This window comes from Vibrio sp. Vb1026 (assembly GCF_033338745.1).
Classification (GTDB): domain Bacteria; phylum Pseudomonadota; class Gammaproteobacteria; order Enterobacterales; family Vibrionaceae; genus Vibrio; species Vibrio alginolyticus.
The window spans coordinates 126,865-144,933 of record NZ_JAWOTH010000014.1; the positions used below are offsets into that span (position 1 = coordinate 126,865).

General features: G+C 44.8%; 15 protein-coding genes. 4 read left to right on the forward strand and 11 right to left on the reverse strand.

Annotated features, from left to right (window positions below):
* Positions 1–15: 15 nt before the first annotated feature.
* Both pfkB and fruB read right to left on the reverse strand, forming a co-directional pair.
* Positions 16–987 carry a 1-phosphofructokinase gene (pfkB, locus tag R7E47_RS18555; protein WP_318084918.1) on the reverse strand — a complete coding sequence of 324 codons (972 nt, stop codon included), beginning with the start codon at positions 985–987 and terminating at the stop codon, positions 16–18.
* Positions 988–996: 9 nt separating this feature from the next.
* Entirely contained in the window at positions 997–2,130 is a 1,134-nt protein-coding gene (fruB, locus tag R7E47_RS18560; RefSeq protein ID WP_318084920.1) for a fused PTS fructose transporter subunit IIA/HPr protein, read from the reverse strand.
* A gap of 373 nt (positions 2,131–2,503) precedes the next feature.
* Between fruB and cra the strand changes: the two genes are divergently transcribed.
* Entirely contained in the window at positions 2,504–3,484 is a 981-nt protein-coding gene (gene cra / locus R7E47_RS18565; protein WP_225491834.1) for a catabolite repressor/activator, read from the forward strand.
* A gap of 17 nt (positions 3,485–3,501) precedes the next feature.
* Here the strand turns inward: cra and R7E47_RS18570 are convergent, their stop codons facing one another.
* Complete coding sequence (locus tag R7E47_RS18570) at positions 3,502–4,455, reverse strand: endonuclease/exonuclease/phosphatase family protein (protein WP_318084924.1); 954 nt, start codon at positions 4,453–4,455, stop codon at positions 3,502–3,504.
* Between the two features lie 226 nt (positions 4,456–4,681).
* Here R7E47_RS18570 and R7E47_RS18575 point away from each other — a divergent pair, with 226 nt between their 5' ends.
* Entirely contained in the window at positions 4,682–5,215 is a 534-nt protein-coding gene (locus R7E47_RS18575; RefSeq protein WP_005376400.1) for an RNA-binding S4 domain-containing protein, read from the forward strand.
* A gap of 106 nt (positions 5,216–5,321) precedes the next feature.
* On the opposite strand, the gene R7E47_RS18580 is transcribed toward R7E47_RS18575, so the two are convergent.
* The 7 genes from R7E47_RS18580 to R7E47_RS18610 all read right to left on the reverse strand — a co-directional run bounded on the left by R7E47_RS18580 (position 5,322) and on the right by R7E47_RS18610 (position 11,863).
* Complete coding sequence (locus R7E47_RS18580) at positions 5,322–6,140, reverse strand: EAL domain-containing protein (RefSeq protein ID WP_005386068.1); 819 nt, start codon at positions 6,138–6,140, stop codon at positions 5,322–5,324.
* 92 nt (positions 6,141–6,232) lie between these two features.
* Positions 6,233–7,153, reverse strand: coding sequence for an amino acid ABC transporter permease (locus R7E47_RS18585; protein WP_017820957.1), 921 nt, complete (start codon positions 7,151–7,153; stop codon positions 6,233–6,235).
* An 81-nt stretch (positions 7,154–7,234) separates the two neighbouring features.
* A complete protein-coding gene (locus tag R7E47_RS18590) occupies positions 7,235–8,053 on the reverse strand; it encodes a transporter substrate-binding domain-containing protein (protein ID WP_170893211.1) in 819 nt (272 codons plus the stop codon).
* 9 nt (positions 8,054–8,062) lie between these two features.
* Entirely contained in the window at positions 8,063–8,860 is a 798-nt protein-coding gene (locus R7E47_RS18595; protein ID WP_005376396.1) for an amino acid ABC transporter permease, read from the reverse strand.
* Complete coding sequence (locus R7E47_RS18600; protein ID WP_005376395.1) at positions 8,860–9,594, reverse strand: amino acid ABC transporter ATP-binding protein; 735 nt, start codon at positions 9,592–9,594, stop codon at positions 8,860–8,862. The genes R7E47_RS18595 and R7E47_RS18600 overlap by 1 nt, the downstream gene beginning before the upstream one ends.
* A gap of 169 nt (positions 9,595–9,763) precedes the next feature.
* Positions 9,764–10,420, reverse strand: a complete 657-nt coding sequence (locus R7E47_RS18605; protein WP_005376394.1) for a lysoplasmalogenase — start codon at positions 10,418–10,420, stop codon at positions 9,764–9,766.
* Between the two features lie 294 nt (positions 10,421–10,714).
* Positions 10,715–11,863 carry an iron-containing alcohol dehydrogenase gene (locus R7E47_RS18610; RefSeq protein ID WP_047103556.1) on the reverse strand — a complete coding sequence of 383 codons (1,149 nt, stop codon included), beginning with the start codon at positions 11,861–11,863 and terminating at the stop codon, positions 10,715–10,717.
* 206 nt (positions 11,864–12,069) lie between these two features.
* Here R7E47_RS18610 and R7E47_RS18615 point away from each other — a divergent pair, with 206 nt between their 5' ends.
* A complete protein-coding gene (locus tag R7E47_RS18615; RefSeq protein ID WP_005386077.1) occupies positions 12,070–12,951 on the forward strand; it encodes an AraC family transcriptional regulator in 882 nt (293 codons plus the stop codon).
* A 277-nt stretch (positions 12,952–13,228) separates the two neighbouring features.
* Positions 13,229–16,390 carry a chitinase C-terminal domain-containing protein gene (locus R7E47_RS18620; RefSeq protein WP_136977116.1) on the forward strand — a complete coding sequence of 1,054 codons (3,162 nt, stop codon included), beginning with the start codon at positions 13,229–13,231 and terminating at the stop codon, positions 16,388–16,390.
* 97 nt (positions 16,391–16,487) lie between these two features.
* Here the strand turns inward: R7E47_RS18620 and glgC are convergent, their stop codons facing one another.
* Entirely contained in the window at positions 16,488–17,705 is a 1,218-nt protein-coding gene (glgC, locus tag R7E47_RS18625) for a glucose-1-phosphate adenylyltransferase (protein ID WP_033906540.1), read from the reverse strand.
* Positions 17,706–18,069 lie beyond the last annotated feature (364 nt).

The following is an 18,069-nucleotide window of genomic DNA, read 5'->3' on the forward strand; positions in this document are numbered from 1 at the left end:
ATAACCTTCTGTTCCTTAGTTTTGTTCTAAGTTTGTAATAGGGTAAAGCGCGCTAACTTCAGTTTGTCGCTTGATATTTTCCAGTTCTTCCTGACTGGTTAGCCCTACGCCAACTTGACTAACTGCCAAAGCAGAAAGTGCCGTAGCGAAGCGCAATAAATCGTTTTTAGGCATCAGTTGCATGTGGCCCCAACACAAGCCAGCGACCAGCGTATCGCCTGCGCCAACGGTGCTCACTACATTCATTCGAGGTGGTTTTGCACTAAGCCATTCGCCTTGGTTGAGCCACATAACACCGTCAGGTCCCATAGAAACCACGATGTTTTCTATGCCTTTGTCGCTCAGTGTTTGCGCAGCAGCTTGGCATTGTTCTGGCGTTGAAAGGTGCTCGCCGACAAAGTCACTTAGCTCTTCGTCGTTTGGTTTGATCAACCAAGGATGAGCGTCGATGCCTGCGCGTAGTGCTGCTTTGCTGCTATCGAACAACACTTTCTTGCCTTGCTGATGCAGCTTCTCAATCCATGCTGCGCATTGCTCTGCAGTAACACCGACCGGTAGGCTGCCTGCCAATACAAAGTAATCATGCGTCTCCGCTAGACGAAATAGTGTCTCCTCAAAGCGAGTAATTTCGTCGGTCGTTACTTGAACGCCAGGGAAGTTGATATCACTGACGTTGCCATTGGCCTCAACTAGCTTAACGTTGATACGAGTGGCACCCTCTACTTCCACAAATTCATTCTTAACGTTGATGTCATTGAAAAGCTGATGAAATAGCTCAGGGTTATCTTTACCGAGAAAGCCGGTAACCGTGACGTCTGCGCCTAAATCGCTCAATACTTTTGCTACGTTGACACCTTTACCAGCAGCGTGGAGATTGCTTTGCTGTACTAAGCTCACGGAACCAACGTTTAGTTCATTTACTGAACCTGTTAAATCCAATGCTGGGTTGAGCGTAATAGTGACAACATTATTTGTTTTGTTTGTCATATCGGATCCTTAACCTTCACCAAGGCCAGAAGCGATTGCATTTCCGATAGACTCCAAGGCTTGCGGGGCATCAGGGCCTTCTGCTGTAAATTGAAGTTGGTGACCATGCTTAACGCCCAGTGCGATGACTTTCATTAGGCTCTTCGCGTTTACTGCTTTTCCATCTCCGTCTAGGTTGGAAACACGTATAGTTGATTCAAACTTTTTCGCTTCTGCGACTAACATTGCCCCCGGACGAGCATGTAGGCCGTGAGAGTTTTTGATTTTAAATACAGCGGTATTGCCTTCTTCTGAAGGTGCGGCTGTGACTTCTTCACCTTTGAACAAAGCAAGAATCTGTTCTACTGATGCATCTAAAAGCTTGCCGTGTTCATTGTTAAACACAATGTTAGAAAGCGTTTTTAGGATAGGTTGGTGAGCATTGTTACATGCCGCGAACGCGACAAGTGCACGCACTTTTTGACCTTCATATTCGCAGTCGTTTGCCGTCGAGACAAATGACACACCTGTGCGAGTGACATGTTTGTCACTGCCAATTAACCACAGGCCATTACCTAAGTGAGTTGGTTGTTTGGTAACGAGATCTGCAACGAACTCGTTATCAGCACATCCCGTATTTTTTAACAGACCACCAGCAACAGCACTCATCTGTAGCATGTCGCTCGCAGGGAACATGAGTTGAATTAAAGAAGCGTCAAAGTCTGCTTCAAGCTGAACATCACCGTGCAGTAGGGCGATGATTTCGTCTTCATTTTTTGCATTACGCAGACGTTCTTCTACGCCATCTGCGCCTAGCACTTTGGTGAGCTGTTTAAGAATGCCAAGGTGCTCATCAGATTTAGCTGCGATACCGATAGCGACGAACACAGTATTGCCATCACCCCAGTCGACACCTTGTGGGAAGTGGTGCACAGCAACACCCGTTGTTTTCACCATTGCACGAGTGTCGGTTGTACCGTGCGGTATGGCAATACCGTTCCCCAAAAACGTAGAGTTTTGGTTTTCACGGTTTAGCATGCCTTCAACGTAACCTTGCTCAACTAGGCCTTTATCAGTCAGGCTATGAGCAATACTCTTTATTGCTTCAAACTTATCTGTCGCTGATTGCGAGAGGGTAATGTCGTTCTTATTTAGCTTAAGCATGGTGCTTCTCCAGCCTTAAGGTATCAATTTAAAAATGTATTCTGTGTGAGAAGTTGAACGCCGCTTCTTCTGAGCGCTTATCACTCCTCAAACCTTTTATCTTTCAAGCTAAATCGATTCAGCTTGTTGGTGAATTTTTTAAAAGACTCAGAAAAACTGTTTTAAAAACTGACGTTAACAAATGAGTCTTTGGCGCTGTCCTATAGCCTAGCCTACAAATTGGTTTGTTGTGTATTCAGGTGATTTACGTCAATTTTTAAGTTTTGCTGAATCCTTTCAGCTTTTATACTGAATCGGTTCAGCTTATAATTCAACTTATCGAAAGATCGTTGATGTATTAATATGATCGCGCGCACAGAATAAGGTTTAGAATATGACACTGGATGAAATAGCCAAATTAGCGGGTGTTTCTAAGACAACTGCAAGCTATGTGATTAACGGAAAAGCGCAGAAATACCGCATCAGCGAGAAGACTCAGAAAAAGGTGATGGCCGTTGTAGATGAGTACAATTATAAGCCAGATCATGCGGCGTCTTCCTTGCGGGCAGGTAATTCACGCTCATTTGGGCTTATCATCCCAGACTTAGAGAACACCAGTTATGCGCGTCTTGCAAAGCTGATAGAGCAGAACTCTCGGAAAGCGGGGTACCAAATTTTGATTGGCTGCTCTGATGATGATCCTGATACAGAGCAAAAGGTGGCGGAAGCATTAGTCAGTCGTCGCATTGATGCGTTGTTTGTGGCAAGTGGTATGCCCACTGCAAACGAGTATTACCTTAAGTTGCAAAATTCTGGTACGCCAGTTATCGCGCTAGACCGTCCAATGGATGATGAGCACTTTTGTTGTGTCATCAGCGAAGATTTTGATGCCGCACTTGAACTCACTCAGTCAGTACTGTCAGAGGATATTAAGTCCATTGGCTTAATCGGTGCATTGCAAGATCTTCAAGTCTCAAAAGAGCGTGAGCTCGGTTTTCTATCTGCTTCTCAACAAGGTGGCAAAACGGCAACATTGGGTTATGGACAACACTTCTCCCGGGAAGAAGGCAAGAAAGTCTTAGAGAGATGGTTAATAGAGAACGCATTGCCAGATGCCATTGTTACAACGTCATACACACTGTTAGAAGGTGTGTTGGATGTAATGCTAGAAAAACCAGAACTGATGGGAAAGGTGCGTTTAGCGACATTTGGTGATAATCGACTGCTGGACTTCTTGCCTGTGAAAATCAACTCTTTGCCTCAACAGTTTGAGTTGATCGCGGACAGCGCAATGGAGTTAGCACTCAACGCTTCCGCCAAGCGTTACAAGCCTGGCGTAGAACTTATCCCGCGTAAAATTGTGAAACGTCACTAAGTAACTAAATAGGTTGCTCAAAGCTTTACTTCAGCCGTCAGCGCCACAAATGCGTGGTCGCTGGCGTTTTTATCTCTGTCATAAATCGGGTTGATCAGATGTTGGTTAGACACCTGATAGTCAACAACCTCGGCAACCGATATATCTGATAAGGTGTCAAACTCTTGTGAGAGCAAGATATAGTCGAGTACATTCCCAGTGGAAAAATGATAGTGCGTGGCTGGGCGTTCATCCTTCAGGGTGTCACTTTGCAATAACCAACCATCTTTGAGTTGTAATTCAGTGACGCTGTCACCAGTGTTGGATACCAATGCGCTGTTAACGCTGATAGGAGTGATAGGTTGATTCATATCGCCCATTAACACTGTCGGCATTGGTTCTTTTCGATAGCTCTTTTGCATCGCGTCTCTTAACATCGCTGCTTCCCAGCCTCTTTGCTGGGTGGATAACCAGCGCCCAATAATCGTGCTAGACGTTTCTGGTTGTTCTGAGTCGGCTGGGCGTTGAGATTTCAGGTGCGTTACGTAAACGGCGATATGACCAAGTACAGGATGTATTATTTGGGCATAGATAGGTTTGCGACTGAACTCTGGAACAACACTTACTCCAAAAGGCTCAAGCGTTGCTAAGTCAAACTCTACCGCTTGTACTTTTTCTATTGGAAACCGAGATGCGATTGCCACAACAGGGCTTGAGTAAATGTACTCATCCTCAACATGTGGGGTGTCAACGGTCGCAAAGTAGGGGTAGCCGATGGTTGAAAAAAATGTCTGGGTCTTCTCGATACTGAACACTTCTTGTAAACCAATCACGTCGCCTTCCAGTTTTTCAACTTGACGTTGCGTCCACGAAAGTTTGTCTCGCCATTGCTCTAACGAGTATATGTTCTCGAAATCATAGTAGGCGTTAGGCGGTGCGACAAAATTAAACAAGTTCGCAGTGACAAAGGTAATTCTACTTGGTTGAGACAAAGTATTCGCTCTTTTCAACAATAACTTAGAGAGTATATACCTTCAGGTTGCGTAATTGCAGCTTCGTTTGAGCTACGCATCGGTATACAAGCTAACAAGCGACAAGTTAAATGGGTTAAGAGGTGCTCAAATGCCAAGGCGAATCGGTGATTGAACATCGGCAGAGGTTTCTATTTTTAAGCATTGCGTTTAAACTTCAGGGCATCAAATAGTAAGAGTAAGTAACATGACCCAAGATTACGACCACGAAGAGTATTTAGAAGGCGAAGAGATTGAGATCGAAGCGATTGGCATCGATGTTGATGCGCATCCAATCGAACTGTACAAGCTTTTTAAAATCGCAAACTTGGTCAGCGGTGGCGGCGAAGCAAAACATATCATCGAGGAAGGCTACGTCGCGGTGAATGGTGAACTAGAAACACGTAAGCGCCGCAAGATGTATGATGGTGACTTTTTTGAGTTTAACCAGGAATATTATGTTGTGGTTTGCGATGCGCCAGTAACCGAACCTGAAACGGCAGAGCAAAAAGCAGAAAAGAAAGCGAAAAAAGAAGCGCAGTCTTCTCGTAAAGATAAGTCTCGTCAAAGTAAGTCACCTAAAGCCTCTGGGCCTAAATCAACAGGCCGTAAAGCGGCACATAAAGAGCGTAAAGCGCAGAAAGAAGCGTTGTCTCAGTCTGCTAAGAAAGGCAAAAAAGAAGACAAACCGCAAGCCACTCGTGATCCGAAGAGCGGTCGTAATTCTATTGATTTTTTCTAGGGAAATGAACGCTTAACTAAATAAGTGACATCTGAGTAAAACTAAAAAGCGCCGAGCATATTATATCGGCGCTTTTTTGGTTTCACTGTGCTGTAAGTGGGCAGTGTTAATGCACTGTCGTCTCGATGTTTAGGCTATCTGTCCAGTGATGAATGGCGCAAGGCTTTCCTAAGTAAAAGCCTTGGTAATAATCCAAATTAAGTTGATACATAGCTTGTAGTTGCACGTCTTCTTCAACCCCTTCTATAATGACTTTTGCTCCCATATGATCCGCTAGATCAACGGCGCTATGTATGGAAAAGGTTTCTCCGGCGCAGTAGTCTAGCAAATAGGAACGATCGATTTTGATGATGTCAGGGCAGAGCTGCTGAACACGTGCGATATCAGAATGTTGGGCGCCAAAATCATCGATAGCAAAGATAAAACCATTTGCTTTCATTAACTGTACGGCTTTGATTAATAAATCCGTATTTCCGCATGACTCTTCGACTACTTCAAAAACGACGTCTGATGGGCTCATACCAAGTTCGGAAAGGCGTTTGTAAAGCAGGCCGTTATCTTTAAAGCCCATGTCTTTGGTTAGTGTGAGTAGCGTTTGAGGCATGACGTTAAGAAACAGTTTGATCGGCGTCCCCGCGAAATAGCGTGCAAAATTTCGAATGTGCATTGCTCTGGATAAAAACTCTACACATAAGCGAAAGTAGGGATCAAGACCATTATTGGCCAGAAACACGTCAGGACGAATTAGGGAACCATCAATGCCACGAATACGCAGTAAGGCTTCCATACCAATAATACGTTGGCGTCTATCAAAAATTGGCTGATAAACACTGTGAAAAGTGAATTGATTGAGAACTACGTAATATTCACCAAGATTATCTTGTTTTATGTATCGCTCGTAGTCGGATTGATTCTTTAACTCCATGAAAAACGCCGAAAATTTAGCATCTTGCCAATGTAACAGGGTGCAATTCTGATTTGAAGAATCAAATGTGCCTAATTACATATGCGGTTGAGTTAATTTGAAATGGCTTCCGATTTTGCTTCAATATGGCGAAAAATAAGTGACAGACCAAAACAAATTAAGAAGTAAGCAAGGCCGACAATCAACCAAATTTCAAATATATACCCTGATGAATTTGCCATCTCTGTCCCAACAAACGTCATTTCTTGTATCGAAATCAGTGAAACAATAGAGGTGTCTTTCACCAAAGAGATGGTTTGACCGGCAAGTGCAGGTGTTATTGATTTAAGCACCTGTGGCGCGATAACAAATCGGTATTTCACCCATCGAGACAAGCCCAATGAGTCAGCCGCTTCCCACTGACCTTGGTCGATACTTTGTAAACCACCGCGCACAACTTCTGCAATGTAGGCAGAAGAGAGTAAGCCGACGCATAACACGCCAGAGGCAAGGTTTTCCCAAAGGTTAGAAGGCCCAAACAGAAAGCGCTGTAGCGCATTTGGTTCGCCGTTGTAGTTTCGTAGAAGATCTTCCAAACCGAGCAACGGGATCAATTGGTTAGAAATGAAAAAGTAGAAAATAAAAACAAACACCAACGGAGGGATGTTTCTCACTAACTGGATAAACGCATTGGCAGGTGTGCGCAACCAAACGGAACGAGAGAAGCGTGCTAAGCCTAACAAAGTGCCAAACACTAATGCGAAGCTGATGCCCCAAATACTGAGCCTTAACGTCGAAATCAAACCTTGGAAGAAGTAGGGCAAACCACCATCTGCTCTAGGCGTGAAAAGTAATTCAAGCGCCTCTTTCCACTGCCACAAATAATGCACACCAACAGCGGACCGATGGTACAGCCAAACACCACCGATACCGCACATAACAAGTAGTACCCAGTCTAGTGTGTTTAATTGCGGTAAAAGGTAGCCTGTGCTGGATTTCGCGGGTGCTGTGCGAGTGGTAGTGTGTTCGCCCAAAAATTTGACTCCGATAAGTTATGGAAAAGTAAAATGGATGATTGGAGAGTATAGGCTCGCGGCGTCCACGAGCCATTTAGATTACTGGCCTTGCGCGACTTGATCTTGCCAATCTAATGTCGAGAACCAGTATTCATAACGTTGTTTTAACCATCCATCTTGGGTTCTTGCTTCAATCCATTTATTGAAAAAGGCCTTTTTATCTTCTTCCCCCAAGCGAACTGCAAAGGCTTCGTTACCTTGTGATAGTCGCTCAGAGAATGGAAGGAATAGTTTGTCGCTGTGTTTCACTGTCTCATGTTCTGGTTTTGGGCTAGAAGCAATGACCGCGTGGGCGTTACCATTCAGCACCTCTTGGAACGCTTGCGCGTCGTCATCAAATTGCAGGATCTTCGCTTTCGGGAAGGTTTCTCTGGCTACTTGAACGGTGAATGCGCCGCGACGAGCCGCAATTTTTACGCGTCGTGAGTCAAAATCCGAAAATTCGCTAAAACCAGAGGCGAGTTCTTTGTTTGCTGCTACTTGAACGCCTGAGTGCGAGTAGGGCGCAGTAAACAAGACGCTTTTGGAACGTTCAGGCGTAACAGACATGCCACCAATGATCACGTCGAACTTTTTCGCCAGTAGTGCGGGAATAATGCCATCCCACGCAGTCGGTACGAATTCCACTTTCAAACCTGAATCTTCTGCTAAGCGTTTGGCAACATCGATTTCAAAACCGATTAACTCGCCTTGCTTGTTACGCATTGCCCAAGGTACAAATGTTGACATACCAACGCGCAAAGTACCTCGTTCTTTGATTTGATCTACATTGGGTGTGGCGACATCTTCTTTCGCGATTGTAGGCATAGCTATGGCTAGCCCTAATAATGCAGTAATGGTCGCTTTGAATAACTTCATGTTATCTCCTTATAATTTGCGCCAACTGGCTCCGAGTTTGTGTTCTAGCCATGCAGACAAGCCAGAAAGTGACAGAGTGAGAGCAAGATAAATTGCTGCCACGGTAAACCAAATTTCGAACGGCATCGCCGTCTCTGAGACGATGTTGCGTGCCTGTGTCGTTAGATCAAAAATCGCCATCACGCTTACAATGGAAGAGTTTTTGATCAAAGAAACCACTTCATTGGTTAATGGCGGTAATGTGCGCTGTAAAACCTGAGGCAAAATCACGTCTTTGTAGGTGTAAAACGGTGATAGTCCGAGAGTTTGTGCTGCTTCGAATTGCCCTTTAGGAATACTGTTTAAACCTGCACGGAATATTTCCGCGGTGTAGGCACCTTGGAAAAGGGATAATGCCAAAACGGCGGTGCTGAATCGGTCCAAACCAATCACGGGGCCAAACACGAAGTAGAGTAAATAGATTTGCACCAACAACGGCGTGTTACGTATTACTTCGACATAAGTGGTACCAATAACATTGCCGACTTTCGAATCGCTAAGCCTTAGTAACGCGGTGACCAACCCCAACACTAAGGTAAAAAATAGACTAATAGCAGAGATGTTAAGCGTGACCAATAGCCCATCAATAAGTTCTGCCGGCCACCATTCGCCATCTTCATAAAAAGCGATGTAATCAGGTACGCGCTCCCATTGCCATTGATAGCCCATAGCGTCGGCACCAGAGTCCAACACCCACACAATCGCTATGAAGAGGAGCGTCATTTGCAGTAAAGCTTGAAGGACAGGTTTGATTACGCGAACTATCATCAGTAACTTAAAATTTGGTTCAAAAATGCTTGGGTGCGTGGATGCTGTGGTGTCTCAAATAAGGCGACTGGAGAGTTCATTTCCAAGATTTGGCCTTCATCCATAAATACCACGCGGTTCGCTACTTTTTTGGCAAATCCCATTTCATGCGTGACGCAAATCATCGTCATTCCGCTTTGAGCCAGCTCAACCATGACATCCAACACTTCGTTGATCATTTCCGGATCAAGCGCTGAAGTTGGCTCGTCAAACAGGAGTAAATCCGGTTCCATACACAAGGAGCGGGCAATCGCGACGCGTTGCTGCTGACCGCCAGAAAGCTGGATAGGATACTTACTCGCTTGCTCTTCAATATTGACTCGCTTTAGGTAATGTTTTGCGCGTTTTTCAGCTTCTTGTTTTGATAATTTGAGTGTGCGAATCGGCGCTAAGGTGAGGTTTTCCAGTACAGTCAAGTGAGGAAAAAGGTGAAAGTGTTGGAACACCATGCCGATTTTACCGGGCTTGAGAGATTTTGCGTGAGAAGGCTGGTCGAACACATGAAGCTGGCCTTCTTGAATCGATTCAAGATGGTTGATGCAACGAATGAGCGTTGATTTTCCGGAACCTGAAGGGCCACACACCACGACGATCTCGCCAGAATGCACGGAGAAGTTGATGTCTTTTAGAGCGTGGTAATCGCCATACCACTTATTTACGTCGCTAAACTCAACGACGGGAGTATTCTCTTTCAAAGGGGCACGCTATAACGGAAAAATATCCTTTTACAATAGCAAGTTGTGCGCGTAATTTCATTAAGAATAAGCTAATGTTTAGGCGATGATTTTAAGACTCTATTCAGATCGCTTACAAGATACATCCATGTTTCTTTAATGTTGGTGCAGTCTAGAGTCTAGAGTATGACTAACTCAGTTCAACGAGATACGGATAACGAACAACAATCGCAACAACAGACATAACCATTAGTGTCTGTGCAGAATAGTAGGTCACCATGACAACTTGTCGTGAAAATATTGACCGTCCTCCAAAGCGTTCGAAAGCCAATACGATGCCAGAGATAATAAAGATAAAGCTTCCGAGCACTGCAAAAGAGGAGGATTGTGTTTTCCCACTCAAATAATACTCGATCGAAGCCCAGCACATAGTCATCAGTACCAATATATAACTAGCAACTGGCCGTTTTTCTTTACCGAGATCCGGTCGGAACAACCAGTAGACGCATATACCGAGTCCGAACAAGGCAATTGGGAGCCAAGGTGTAAAATGCCACGCTGACATGATGGCAAAACCATAACTATAGGAGAGATGGGCAGAGCAAAAGAGCACTAATCCTGTAATGAACTTGTCTCTAGGGAGCATTAATAACACGTCACCAAGCAACGAGAGCGATAAGCCAATCAAAATCCAATGCGCATATGGCATTGGGTAAGCCGGGGACTGAATTAAAATACCAAGCATACAGAGCACTGGTAATGGTTTAGAAACGTAAAAGAGCCATTTAGAGCCTTTACGGATACTGATGATATGTATGAATGCTAATACGACAACAACTAGCCACATAAAGTGTTTTCTCGAACAGACAAAATTATGTAGTACATCACTACAACAAATCAAAACTTAATTAACGAGTTAACTCGTTCTTTGATCTCAATTATTTTTATTTGTGTAAAGCTGGACAGTTGTCTCTTTACTAACCAACACGGCCGATTTTTTGTCTGGAGGGAATCGTTGTTTTTAGAAGCCTCCTCGTTTTGAACGTGATGTGGCTTACAAAATAGCATAAAAAAACGGTATTGTGACTGTTAAGTCACAATACCGTTAAACCCTAGGAAGGGCAGTGAAGAATTGTTGCAGTTATGAGACAGCTAACTCTAAGATTTCTCGGCTACGTTCAAGTGTGATCGCCTGGTTTTCACCTAAAACAGTCATGCCGTGTTTGTTTAGTTGATCAATGATGGCATCGATAGCTTGTTCACGGCTCTCACCATAGTTTTCGAGCTTAGTTGCGACATCAAGTTGATGATAAAACGCTTCGATAGATTCGATTGTGCGCTCTGCTAAATCCTCACCTGCTTCAAGACCAAATACGTTGCGACCCATTTGTTCTAACTTAGGGCGCTTAAACTGCATTTGGTTACGAAGTAACGACGGTTGGACAATTGCAAGAGAACGCGCATGATCAACGCCCCATAGAGCCGTTAATTCATGGCCGATCATATGTGTCGCCCAGTCTTGTGGAACGCCACTACCAATTAACCCATTCAATGCTTGGTTAGCAGACCACATTAAGTTTGCGCGCCACATATCGTCGTCTCGTTCCGCAAACTGTTCTCCGAGTGTTTTTAAAGTTTTCAGCAGTGTTTCTGCGTAACCATCTTGAACCATTGCACCGGTAGGAAGCGTCAAGTATTGCTCACATACGTGCACCCATGCGTCAACAATGCCGTTGATAAGCTGGCGTTCTGGCAGTGTTTTCATTACATCTGGGTCTAACACGGCAAATTTTGGCTGCACTGCTGGAGACATGAACGGAAGTTTGTCTTGAGTTTCTTTTTTAGTGATAACTGCGCCCATGTTTGACTCTGAGCCTGTTGCTGGCAATGTCAAAATTGCAGCTAGAGGCGTCGCTTCAGTGACTTGGTGCTTACCAATCATGATATCCCAACCATCACCATCATACTTTGATGCCGCTGCTACGTATTTGGAGCCATCGATGACTGAACCACCACCTACCGCTAAAATAAAGTCAACGCCATGCTCTTTTACCATTGCGACTGCTTTATCGAGTGTTTCTTTGGTTGGGTTTGGTTCAACACCTGAAAACTCTAGCCATTCATGTGCCTCAAGAGCTTCTGCTACTTGGTCGTACACGCCATTTTTTTTGATGGAGCCACCACCGTATACCACTAAAACTTTTTGGTCGGATGGGATAGCTTCTTTGATTGCAGCGATTTGTTTTTGACCAAAGAAAATCTTGGTTGGGTTTACATAAGAAAAGTTCATTATTAGCCCTCTTGCTTCCAGTGAAGGAGATTGAATACATGCATATTAGTCCTGATTAACGATCGTTAACAGGTCGATTTCTGCAAATAATTTGCCTATTTCTACAAAATTAATGCTCTTGAGCTAGAAAGTTAATGTCGAGAGGAAGTATAGTGCTCGAAACGATAATAAAGACCAAACTCGTTGGTCATTGATGGAGCGCTCTAATGCACACTCTCGCAGATATCATGCAGCAATATGTTGAAAAGCAGGGGCTGCATGACCTAGAAGGTATGAAGAAAACAGCGATAGATGGCGTATGGTTTTATCGCAGTAGCAAAGGGAATCATCGCCAGCCGTTTGTCTATCAGTCCGGCATCATCGTATTGGGTCAAGGGCATAAGAACATTCATATTGGTGATACACCAGTGCAATATGGGCCCGAAGATTACCTTGTTGTCGGGGTTCCCATGCCACTAGAGTGCGAAGCGTTTGCGACAAACAATGAGCCTTTACTTGGCATTTCGATAGATATTTCGCCAACGCTTCTTCATAAACTCGTTAAAAAATTAGAGGCTGAGAAATTCAGTAATAAGTGTCTGGATGCAACCCGTTGCGGCCTTAAGTCGGTACGTATGAATGAAGGTATGTTGGATGCGTGCAAGCGGTTAATGAAAGCAATGTGTAACGAGCTTGATGTCATCATGCTTGGCGAGCTGCTTCTTGAGGAAATTGTGTATCGTACTTTGGTGAGCAAAGAGGGGTATGTTTTATTTGACCTAGCACATCAAGAAGGTTCTTACGCGAGGGTCGCTAAAGCACTAAATCGTGTACATCAAGCGTATCATGAACAGTTGAACGTACAAGCATTGGCTGAAGAAGCCAACATGAGTGTGTCTGCTTTCCATCAAGCATTTCGCAATGTCACGCTTGAATCTCCGCTGCAATATATTAAGAAAGTTCGACTTAACAAAGCGCGCGAATTGATCCAGTTAGAGGGGCGACGTGTTAATGATGCAGCGAGAATGGTCGGGTACACGAGCCCATCACAGTTTAGTCGCGAGTACAAGCGGCATTTTAATGAAACGCCAAGGTCAACAAAGGCTTAGTGATCTTTATTTCAAAATGGCGACTTTTTTTACCTTTTTTATTAATTTGCGAGTGACATATTTATTTAAGTTATAAAATTAGTTACTGGTGCCAAATAATAGGTACGTTGTTGCAATCATTTAGTGGATTGTTGCGAGGCGGTGTGGAAAACTCGTAAATAGATAGTGTGAAATCACCAACTTGTACTTAAGTTATTTTACGTCGAAATAAAAGTATAGATGCGCTTCGTTTAGCGCATTTAGTATTGTTTTAACAATAACTTAAGGAAGAGCGATTATGCACCTTAAAAACGGCAACGCAGTGAAAAACGTGTTCACACTAAGCACACTCACCGCTTCTTGTCTTATGGCCTTCAATAGCTACGCAGCAGTTGACTGTGCCCCTCTAGAAACTTGGCAATCATCAAAAGTTTATAACGGTGGCGACCAAGTTCAGCATGAAGGTAATGCTTATAAAGCGCGTTACTGGACGCAAAACAATAATCCAGCGCAATCTGGTGAGTGGGGCGAGTGGGAAACACTTGGCGCTTGTGATGGCACTGGACCGGTTGATCCACCTCAGAATGAAGTCCCGACGGTTACTCTGACATCGCCTTCTGCGTCGGCTTCTGTGACTGCGGGTGATGTTGTTAACCTAGCTGCAGATGCGGCAGATACTGATGGGACTGTTAGCAAAGTAGAGTTCTTTGTTGATGGTGTATTAGTTGGTCAGGCAACGTCTGCGCCGTATGCTGCATCGTGGACAGCAACTGAAGGACAGCACGAGTTCTCTACCAAGGCCTATGACGATGCAGGTGCCGTTAGTACGGCAAGTGTTGTGACGTTAACTGTGGCATCAGCGCAACCTGGTAACGAAGCGCCGACAGTGGATGTCGCGCTTTCTGCGAGCTCTATTGACCTGGGTGGTTCCGTAACACTGACTGCAAATGCTACGGATGCGGATGGTACCGTTGCTAAAGTTGATTTTTATGTTGCAGGTGTGCTTGCTGGCACTGCTACAACAGCGCCATACACGCTGGATGTAACCCCTTCACAAGCTGGCTCATTAAGTGTTTATGCGAGAGCAACCGATGATGCTGGAGCAACAGCAGATTCTGCAATTGCGACGTTAACAGTAAACGGCGGCGCAGTGACATCTAATTGTCGTCCTGATGGTCTTTATCAAACAACGGGTGTAGATGTTCCTTACTGTTCTATTTATGACGAAGAAGGCCGTGAGAAAATGGGGGCTGATCACCCACGTCGTGTAATCGGCTACTTCACCAGTTGGCGATCAGGTGACGACCCACAATCGACTTACCTTGTTAAAGACATTCCTTGGGAACAACTTACTCACATTAACTACGCGTTTGTGAGCATTGGTTCTGACGGCAAAGTAAACGTTGGCGACGTAAATGATCCTAACAACCCTGCTACAGGTAAAACTTGGCCAGGCGTTGAGGTAGATCCCGCTCTTGGTTTTAAAGGTCATTTTGGTGCACTAGCAACTTACAAGCAAAAACATGATGTTAAAACGCTAATCTCGATTGGTGGTTGGGCTGAAACGGGCGGTCACTTCGATACGAACGGCGATCGTGTAGCTGATGGTGGCTTCTACACCATGACGACGAATGCGGACGGTTCTATTAATCATGCTGGTATTGAGAAGTTCGCAACTTCAGCCGTTGAAATGATGCGTCAGTACAAGTTCGATGGTCTGGATATCGACTATGAATACCCGACGTCAATGGCTGGTGCTGGTAACCCTTACGACAAAGACTTCATGGAACCACGTCGTCAGTATTTATGGGCGTCTTACCAAGAGCTGATGAAAGTATTGCGTGAGAAACTTGATGCGGCATCCGCGCAAGATGGTATTCATTATATGCTGACTATCGCAGCACCATCTTCAGGTTACTTGCTACGTGGGATGGAAACCTTCGATGTAACTAAGTACCTAGACTACGTAAACATCATGTCTTACGACTTGCATGGGGCTTGGAATGATCACGTTGGTCATAACGCGGCTTTATTCGATACAGGTAAAGACTCTGAGCTAGCGCAGTGGAACGTATACGGCACTGCTGCATACGGTGGTATCGGTTACTTGAACACAGACTGGGCTTACCATTACTTCCGTGGCTCTATGCCAGCAGGTCGTATCAACATTGGTGTTCCTTACTACACCCGTGGTTGGCAAGGTGTTACTGGTGGCGACAATGGCCTTTGGGGCCGAGCGGCACTACCAAACCAAGCAGAGTGCCAACCGGGCACAGGTGAAGGTGAGAAGAACAACTGTGGTCACGGCGCTATTGGTATCGACAACATGTGGCATGATACCGACCCTAAAGGAAACGAAATGGGCGCTGGTTCTAACCCAATGTGGCATGCTAAGAACCTAGAAAACGGTATTTGGGGCTCTTACGCAGCTGCTTACGGTCTCGACCCTGTCAACGATCCTTCAGATAAGTTTGTTGGTACTTATACCCGTCATTACGATAGCGTTGCTGTGGCACCTTGGTTGTGGAACGCAGAGAAGAGCGTATTCCTATCTACGGAAGATAAAGCTTCTATCGAGGTGAAAGCCGATTACGTTATCGATAAAGAGATCGGCGGTATCATGTTCTGGGAACTAGCCGGTGACTACAACTGTTACGTACTGGATGCAAATGGTAATCGTACGGCAGTAGATGCCACTGAACAAGCTTGTGCGGCAGGTAATGGTGAATACCACATGGGTAACACTATGACCAAAGCTATCTACGACAAGTTTAAGTCTGCGACGCCTTACGGTAATAAAGTAGCGACTGGTCCAACACCAACTGAAGCAGTAGACATTACTGTTAGTGTTGGCGGCTTCAAAGTTGGCGATCAAAACTACCCAATTAACCCGAAAATCACGTTTACGAACAACACTGGTCAAGCGATCCCTGGCGGTACTGAATTCCAATTCGATATCCCAGCATCTGCGCCGGACAACGCGAAAGACCAATCAGGTGGTGGTTTGAAAGTGATTGCTTCTGGACATACTCGAGCAAACAACATTGGTGGCTTAGATGGCGTAATGCACCGTGTGTCGTTCTCTCTACCAGCATGGAAAGACTTGCCAGCGGGCGGCACTTACGAGCTTGATATGGTTTACTACCTACCAATCTCTGGTCCGGCTAACTACTCAGTGATTTCTGGTGGTAAAGAGTTTGCGTTCAAGTTTGAACAGCCAGATCTACCAATTGGTGATCTCAATGCGGGCACGGGTGGTGGTACCACTGAACCAGGTACGTGTGATACGACAGGTTTAGTGACATACCCAGCTCTGCCACAAACGGATTGGGCAGGTAATCCAAGCCACGCTAACCAAGGTGATAAGATCATCCACAACGGTGTGGTTTACCAAGCGAACTGGTGGACAGCGGCTGAACCGGGTACAGATGGTAGCTGGTCAACGGTATGTAACATCTAATTATTATGGATTATTTGTTATAGCCTAATGTTTACAGGCACTTAAACAAAAGCGCACGATGATTATCGTGCGCTTTTTTGTTGTGATAGTTTGTCGTTTAATCGAATTGGTAACTTTCGGGTATGACGACAATACCTTTGTCTGAGATTTTAAATCGCTTCGCATCTTCAAGTTTGTTGATGCCAATTTGAGTATGTGGCGGAATACGAACATGTTTATCAACTATGCAGTTGACCAACTGACTTCCTTCACCGACTTCTACGTCATCAAAAATGATGGAATCGACTACCGTTGCACTATCTTGAATGCGTACGTTAGAGGAGATTATGGAGTGCTGTACTGAGCCTCCGGAATTGATGACACCGGTAGCAATGATGGAGTTAATAAAAATGCCTTCATTACCCGTGGCCGACGATACAGTACGAGCTGGTGGAAACTGCGGCTCGTAAGTACGAATCGCCCAATTGGACTGATAAAGGTTCATTGGCGGCACAGGTTCTAGTAGATCCATATTCGCTTCATAGAAGGAATCAATGGTACCCACGTCGCGCCAATAGCAATCTTTATCGACGCGCCCTTTACTGCCACAGAATTGATAAGCGTAAACGGATTCGGTATCAATCAGCTTAGGTATGATGTCTTTTCCGAAGTCATGGCTTGATGAATCGAGTTTTGAGTCTTCTTCAAGCGCTTCTTTCAAAACATCCATATCAAAGATATATATTCCCATAGAAACAAGGCTTCTGGTCGCGCTTCCAGGAAGAGTAGGTGGGGTTTCAGGTTTCTCTATAAACGAAGTAACGAGCCCGTTTTCTGCGGTGCCCATTACACCGAATGCTGAAGCATCCTCTACGGGAACATCCATACAGGCAACGGTGAGCTTAGCACCTTTCTCTTTATGCTCTTCAAGCATTGCGGCGTAGTCCATTCGATAGATATGATCGCCGGATAACACAACCACATACTTTGCATCATTTCGCGATAGCAACCACATGTTGTGATAAATCGCATCGGCGGTTCCTTCATACCATGCACCACCTTTGCGCATTTGTGGTGGAACAGCAGTGATGTACTCGCCTAGCTCTGGATTGAATATCGACCAGCCGTCTCGTAAGTGTTTTTGAAGTGAATGAGATTTATATTGGGTTAAAACAAGGATCTTGCGTAAACCCGAATGTAAACAATTGGTTAGTGTGAAATCTATAATTCTATATTTTCCGCCAAAAGGTACGGCTGGCTTGGTTCTGTCATCGGTGAGTGGGCTGAGTCTAGACCCCATCCCTCCTGCTAAAATTACGGCAAGTGCGTCTTCCATAGTATTCCCTTTCCCTTTTCTGACATGCATCAAAACGGTGCTAACCTGAAGGAGGTGGTATGCAACGCAGAGGTTTTGAAAAGCATGTGCTAATGTGCTTATTAGTGAAAAGTCTACTACAAGAATCGAGCCATAGAATATCTCCTTAAAAATCAAGGAGGTTAAAATTTCACTGTAAGACAACTGCACCATATTAGTGAAGCGCTAAATAGCCCGTGCATCAAATTGGCGCAAAATTGTAGAAAGGAGAAGTCTGTGCCGTCCTAAATAAGGTTGACACTTTCCACCCCCAAAATTGGAGAGTGTTATGAAATCAACAACTAAAAGAACTCAGCGCGATTACTCCCTCGCTTTTAAACTCACT